This is a genomic window from Enterococcus devriesei (genome assembly GCF_001885905.1).
Lineage (GTDB): Bacteria > Bacillota > Bacilli > Lactobacillales > Enterococcaceae > Enterococcus_A > Enterococcus_A devriesei.
The window spans coordinates 81,799-88,314 of record NZ_JXKM01000009.1; the positions used below are offsets into that span (position 1 = coordinate 81,799).

Annotated in this window: 7 protein-coding genes; 3 read left to right on the forward strand and 4 right to left on the reverse strand. The window is 41.4% G+C overall.

The window, feature by feature from the left end; all coding sequences use genetic code 11:
* Positions 1-59 precede the first annotated feature (59 nt).
* From ffh to RV00_RS12290, 3 genes are read right to left on the reverse strand one after another with little or no spacing between them, the layout of a single operon-like run.
* A complete protein-coding gene (ffh, locus tag RV00_RS12280; protein ID WP_071862888.1) occupies positions 60-1,475 on the reverse strand; it encodes a signal recognition particle protein in 1,416 nt (471 codons plus the stop codon).
* 55 nt (positions 1,476-1,530) lie between these two features.
* Entirely contained in the window at positions 1,531-1,869 is a 339-nt protein-coding gene (locus RV00_RS12285; RefSeq protein ID WP_071862889.1) for a putative DNA-binding protein, read from the reverse strand.
* A complete protein-coding gene (locus tag RV00_RS12290; RefSeq protein WP_071862890.1) occupies positions 1,869-2,330 on the reverse strand; it encodes a 2-thiouracil desulfurase family protein in 462 nt (153 codons plus the stop codon). Before RV00_RS12290 ends, RV00_RS12285 begins: the two co-directional genes overlap by 1 nt.
* A gap of 295 nt (positions 2,331-2,625) precedes the next feature.
* Between RV00_RS12290 and RV00_RS12295 the strand changes: the two genes are divergently transcribed.
* Positions 2,626-3,321 (forward strand): response regulator transcription factor, encoded by a 696-nt coding sequence (locus RV00_RS12295; protein ID WP_071862891.1) that lies wholly within the window; start codon positions 2,626-2,628, stop codon positions 3,319-3,321.
* On the forward strand, positions 3,318-5,054 hold the full coding sequence (locus tag RV00_RS12300) for a sensor histidine kinase (RefSeq protein WP_071862892.1): 1,737 nt from the start codon (positions 3,318-3,320) through the stop codon (positions 5,052-5,054). Before RV00_RS12295 ends, RV00_RS12300 begins: the two co-directional genes overlap by 4 nt.
* Before the next feature lie 54 nt (positions 5,055-5,108).
* On the opposite strand, the gene RV00_RS12305 is transcribed toward RV00_RS12300, so the two are convergent.
* A complete protein-coding gene (locus RV00_RS12305; RefSeq protein ID WP_071862893.1) occupies positions 5,109-5,987 on the reverse strand; it encodes a phosphate ABC transporter substrate-binding protein PstS family protein in 879 nt (292 codons plus the stop codon).
* Positions 5,988-6,275: 288 nt separating this feature from the next.
* Here RV00_RS12305 and RV00_RS12310 point away from each other — a divergent pair, with 288 nt between their 5' ends.
* Positions 6,276-6,476, forward strand: a complete 201-nt coding sequence (locus RV00_RS12310; RefSeq protein WP_071862894.1) for a hypothetical protein — start codon at positions 6,276-6,278, stop codon at positions 6,474-6,476.
* Positions 6,477-6,516: the final 40 nt, after the last annotated feature.

The following is a 6,516-nucleotide window of genomic DNA, read 5'->3' on the forward strand; positions in this document are numbered from 1 at the left end:
GCTCCCCTTTAGTATAGCAGAAAAAAGTGTCCATCTCTATTGAGACAGACACTTTCTTTTTATTTCCGTTTCTTTTTCTTCTTCTTGGTTTTCTTGACCATTCGGTTCATAGCCATTTTACCCATCTTGCCTTTGATACCTGAACCAAACATTTGATCCATTCCTGCCGGCATGCTGCCTTTGCTCATTTGCTGCATCATTTTGCGAGACTCTTTGAATTGTTTAATCATACGATTGACTTCGACGACTGAATTACCAGAACCTGCCGCAATTCGGCGGCGACGGCTTGGATTTAATAAATCAGGATCTTCCCGCTCCGCTGGAGTCATTGAGTAGACCATCGCTTTTTTCCGTTCCACATCTTTTGGATCGACTTTGACATTTTCAATTCCTGGCATTTGATTCATTCCCGGAATCATTTTTAATAAATCTTCGATTGGTCCCATACCCATAACTTGATCTAATTGTTCGATGAAGTCATTGAAGTCGAAACTATTTTCCTTCATTTTACGGGCAAGTTCTTCGGCTTTTTTCTCATCATAATCTTGTTGGGCTTTTTCGATCAAGGTCAGCATATCGCCCATCCCTAAGATCCGGCTCGACATCCGATCTGGGTGGAAAATTTCAAGATCCGTTAATTTTTCGCCTGATCCGATGAATTTGATTGGTGCCCCGGTCACGGCACGAATTGAAAGAGCCGCACCGCCACGAGTGTCCCCATCTAATTTAGTAATGACGACCCCGGTAATTCCCAGCTGTTCATTGAAACTTTGCGCCACGTTCACCGCATCTTGACCGGTCATGGCATCGACAACTAACAGAATTTCATTCGGTTGAGCGATTTCTTTGATTTGTTTTAATTCATCCATCAATGCTTCATCGATGTGCAGACGACCTGCCGTATCGATTAAGACATAATCATTTTTATTTTGACGGGCTTGTTCCATCCCTTGACGCACGATCTCAACCGGGCTGACTTCCGTCCCTAGATCAAAAACAGGAACGTTTAATTGTTGACCCAATACTTTTAATTGGTCGATCGCCGCTGGACGATAAATATCGCCGGCGATCATTAGTGGCCGGGCCTTTTCGTTTTTGATTAATTGATTCGCTAATTTTCCAGCAAAGGTCGTTTTACCAGCCCCTTGCAAACCAGCCATCATGATGACCGTTGGGATCTTCGGTGATTTTTCGATTCCAACAGCTTCTGAACCTAGCGTTTTCGTTAGTTCTTCATCAACGATCTTGACGATTTGTTGAGCCGGAGATAAGCTGTCTAATACTTCTGCTCCTAATGCTCGCGTCCGAACTTCTTTGGTAAACTGCTTCACGACTTGCAAGTTAACGTCGGCTTCTAATAAAGCCAAACGAATCTCACGCATCATTTCTGTGATATCAGCCTCTGTAACTTTTCCTTTTTTACGTAATTTTCCCATCGCAGCTTGTAGACGCTGCGTTAAATTTTCAAATGCCATTGCTTACTTTCCTTTCTCCTGATCAGATACAACACTTGCCTAAAACTTTTTCATACTATTCATCCAAATCTTGCAAACCGGTGATTGCCTCGGCTAACACTTCATCTTTGGGATAGTGTTCGGTTACATACTGCGCCAGCTTATCTAGCTGTTCTTCTCGTACGATATAGTCCGAAAACAAATGCAGCTTGCGTTCGTATTCCTCGATAATTTTTTCTGTCCTTTTGATATTATCATAAACTGCCTGACGACTCACCTGATATTCTTCCGCAATTTCTCCTAAAGAAAAATCATCCGCGTAATACAGTTCCATATAATTCATTTGTTTTTCAGTCAATAGCGTCGCATAAAATTCAAACAACGCATTCATTCGATTGGTTTTTTCGATCTCCATTACGTTATCCTCATTTCTCGCCAATTTTCCTCTGAATACACCTTTAAACCTTTTTGAATAAAAAAAGCGGTCGCCACGCCAACGCCTGCGATCCGGTTACCAGAGAAGCTGCCGTCATAAATCAAACCGCTGCCGCAGGAAGGACTTCTTTCTTTTAAAATCAGTCCGCTGATCTGCAATTTTTCTATTTCATTATAAGCTTTAACTGCCCCTTGTTTAAACAGTTCGGTGACATCTTCACCATCAGTATCCACGACCCGCGCTTGATTTCTCCATACATCAAAACCATCGCCCTGTTGAATCTCCGCTGGTCTTCGTGGGATCGGCAAGCCACCTAAAACTTCTGGACATATCATGATCGCCTGTCCAGCATCGACTAACTGACGCAACTCCGGGATTGTATTCGACTGACCGTCATAGCGGCAAGCGATACCGCCTAAACAGGCACTAATTCCTAACATCTATTCTTCTCCCATCATTTTAAAAAGAAAATAGGTGACAAAACTGCTTTCACATTATACCATTTATTCAGGTATTGAAATAGTCCTTCGCAAATGTTCTTATTAAGAAAAGCTGCGCGAATTCTTGCAGGTTCTAGACAATTTGTGAAACGGAGCAAATTTCAGTTTTATTTATGTAAAAACCTTGTTTTGTAAAGCAGCAAATCAAGAAAAATATGGTCTCCTTTTTAGTAAGTATGCAGATTCAACAGGATTAATCAAAATATGAAGGTTTTTAATAGGAAGGGAGATATTTATGAAACGTGTATTAGTAGTAGACGACGAGCCCTCGATCGTAAAATTATTAAGCTTCAATTTGGAAAAAGAAGGCTATTTAGTTACCACCGCAGAGGATGGACAAGAAGGCTTTGAGTTAGCCTTAAACGAAAAGTTTGATTTTATTATTCTAGATGTGATGCTGCCCTCGATGGACGGCTTGGAGATCGCAAAAAAACTGCGGCAGGAAAAAGTTGAGACGCCGATTTTGATGCTAACGGCAAAAGACGATGCCATCGATCGCATTCTAGGGTTAGAGATCGGTGCCGATGATTATTTAACGAAGCCTTTTTCACCAAGAGAAGTGCTGGCACGAATGAAAGCTATTTTTCGACGTATTGAGCCTAGGCAGGAACAAGTGGAGCATGAATTCTTATCAGCCGGCGAAATCAAAGCCGATTTAACCAACTATCAAGTTACCGTTCGCGACAAAAAAATCGAATTGACGCCGAAAGAATTCGAGTTGTTAGTCTACTTTATGAAGCGCAAGGAACGGGTGATTGACCGCGATACGTTATTGGATCGTATCTGGCAGTATGATTTTTCCGGTCAAAGTCGAATCGTGGATGTTCACGTCTCCCATTTGCGGGAAAAAATCGAAGTTGATCCGAAGCATCCGCAATATTTACAAACCGTTCGTGGCTTTGGCTATAAATTTCAGGTGCCAGCTCAATGAAACGAAAACAGCTAGACTATATCATCCCGCTAGTGTTCGTTTGTCTGCTTTTTTTTGGTAGCTGGAAATTAGCAAATCATTTTTATAATAAGGAACTGTTAGAGCAGCAAGAAGAATTTTTGACCAGTAACGGCGAGCTGCTGCTCCATCATCTGGATCTCACAGAGCTTAATTCAGCCGCCAATAAACAAGCCATCGAAACATTTTCCCAAGAGGCACATGATCGGATTACCTTACTAGACAAAAATGGCACGATTTTATTTGACAGCTCCGAGCCTAATCTTTCCGGCAGCCGCGAAAATCGGCCCGAGGTCAAAATGGTCTTGAAAAATAACGACGTCGGTTCTTCAGTCCGCTATAGCTCGACGCTAAAGACCGAGCTGCTATACACCGCTCAACCGATTCGGGGCGCCGATGAGACCATCGGCATCTTACGCGTGGCCAAAAGAACTTCCGCCTTTCAACCGAAAACGCGAAACTTCCAGCAATCAATCGCCATCATTCTTTTGATTTTTTATACCCTGATTTATTTGATTATCTGCTATTTGATCTATCAACGAAATCGTCCGATTGAAACGGTTCTCCCAGTTTTGCAACGAATGTTGAAGGAGCCGGAAAAAAGTAATTATGTCATGCAGAATGCTCCTCAATGGCAGGAGCTTTATGTCACGGTTAATCAAATCAGCGAACAGTTAAATGAGACCTATGCCGCTTATACTTCCACCGAGGAACAATTTTCTACCCTGTTTCACGAGTTGACTATCGGCGTTTTTATCATTGATCTGGATGGGCGTTTTGTTATGATCAATCCGGCGATGGAGGAACTTTTACAATTTGGCGGTGCCAGTCGGCATCATTATTGGCAAGTCATTCAGGACAATCATTTCATTCAATTGATCCAACAAGTTTTAGTTGAAAAAAATCAAGTCCACCAAGAGATCTCCACCAAATTGCCAGCGGCGATGAATTTAGATATTCGTCTGCGTTACTTAGAAAATGAAGTAAAAGGTGATCAAATCATGGGCACGGTTTATGATCTGACCCATGTCCGGGAATTAGAAAAAATTCAACGTGACTTTGTGGGTAATGTCTCTCATGAATTAAAAACTCCGGTAACTTCTTTACTAGGCTTTTCTGAGACACTGCTTGACGGTGCAAAAGAAGACCCTGAATTAACTACCGAATTTTTGACGATCATGCAAAATGATGCTAAACGTCTGCAACATTTGATCCAAGACATTATTGAATTATCAAAAGACAAAAATGATTTAGCCGAAGATCATCAGACTATTGAATTGACGTCTTTTATCCAACAGCAAGTAGATCTCTTCCAACATTTGTTGAAGAAAAAAAAGATTACCGTGGTGATCGACGGACAAAGCGATTATTTTTACCAGACTCGGCTGCCTTTTTTCCAACCGATCATTAAAAATCTTTTGGAAAACGCGATTCAGTATTCTCCTGAAGGCAGTCAAATCGAGATTTCTTATCAATCAGCCGAGGATTTGATGATCTCTGTCAGTGATCACGGTATCGGCATGAATGAAGCTGACCAGAAGCGTATTTTTGAGCGCTTTTATCGTGTCGACAAGGCTCGCAGCCGGCATTCAGGCGGTACCGGATTAGGACTTGCGATTGTGAAAGAATATAGTGAGATTCTTGGTGGTTCGGTGACAGTTGATAGTCATCCGCAACTGGGTTCGACCTTTACGGTACGTTTACCATTAAACTAATTTAAAAACTAAAAAAGGATCACGGAAAAATTCTCCGCGATCCTTTTTTTTGCTTTATTTAACGGTACCGTCCGCTGAACGTTCAATCTCCATTGAGGTGATTGGTAAGTAACCTAATTCTTTGACTGGCCCGTTTTGAATCTCATCAGTGGTCATGTATTTTAAGAAGTCGGCCAATGCTTTATCTGGTTTACCCTTTGTATACATGTGTTCATATGACCAGATTGGCCATTTGTTTGTTGTAATATTTTTATCAGTCGCTTTGACGCCATCTAGATCCAACGCTTGTAAGCTGTCATCCACATATGAAAGTGCTAAGTAGCTGATGGCACCTGGTGTTTGCGCCACGATTTTTTTCACCGTTCCTGATGAATCCTGTTCTTGTGACTGAATCGGTTCTTTCCCATCCAAGCCCCACTTTTCAAAAGTTGCGCGAGTTCCGCTGCCGGAAGCTCGATTGACAACTTGGATCGCTTCGTCTTTCCCGCCAAGTTCTTTCCAATTTTTAAGTTTGCCGGTAAAGATATCGATTAATTGCTGTTTCGTGATATCTTTGACCCCCACATCTTTATTTACTACTGGAACGAAACCAACTACCGCTACCTTATGATCAACTAATTTTGAGGCATCTACGCCGTCCTTTTCTTCTGCAAAGACATCGGAGTTTCCAATTTGAACGGAACCATTCTCTACTTGACTCAAACCGGTCCCGCTGCCGCCTCCTTGAACGGAAATTTGCACTTCGGGATGTTCCTGTGTATAACTTTCTTGCGCTGCGTCAACTAATGGCTGTAACGCCGTTGAACCTACCGCAGTGATTTTGGCTGTATCGCTTTTTCCTGCTCCTGAAGAATCTTTACTAGCCCCACTGCCGCTACCGCAGCCGGCCAATAAAACTCCTGATAAAGCTAAAGCAAAAATAATTTTCTTCATGTCATACTCTCCTTCTCCAATTAAAGAATAAATTCCCATAAGCAAACTTATCCCATTTTTGATTCCTAAATTCATTTTTATCCTGTCGTATCAAATGAATTCAGGTTTCGATTTCGTTATTTTTAGTACATGCTTACTTTAGCAATTCAACGTAAATATGCTGTTGAGCAGATGTAAATGATTGGTTAAGAACTGTAAAGCTTTGGTAAAGGTCAAATGGCTTACTTTTTATTAGTTTTGCGGTACAATACGAATGAAGTCAAAAATTAAACGAGAGAAGCGATTAAGATGCTAGTTATTACTTATGAATTAAACGGCTCAGAAAAAGAAAAAACTTATAATGCTGCCAGTGATTTTGTCGGTGCACAATTGAAGGAAGTCCCTGATCTACCTGATTATTATCACGTAGTCAAAGCAACCGTTGACGGTGAAGAAATCAACTTAGATGACAAAACAATCAGCGGTTTATTCAACTACTTAAACAAATAAAAAAAGGACCCACGTGTGATGTAGTGACCCCCAAAAGTTA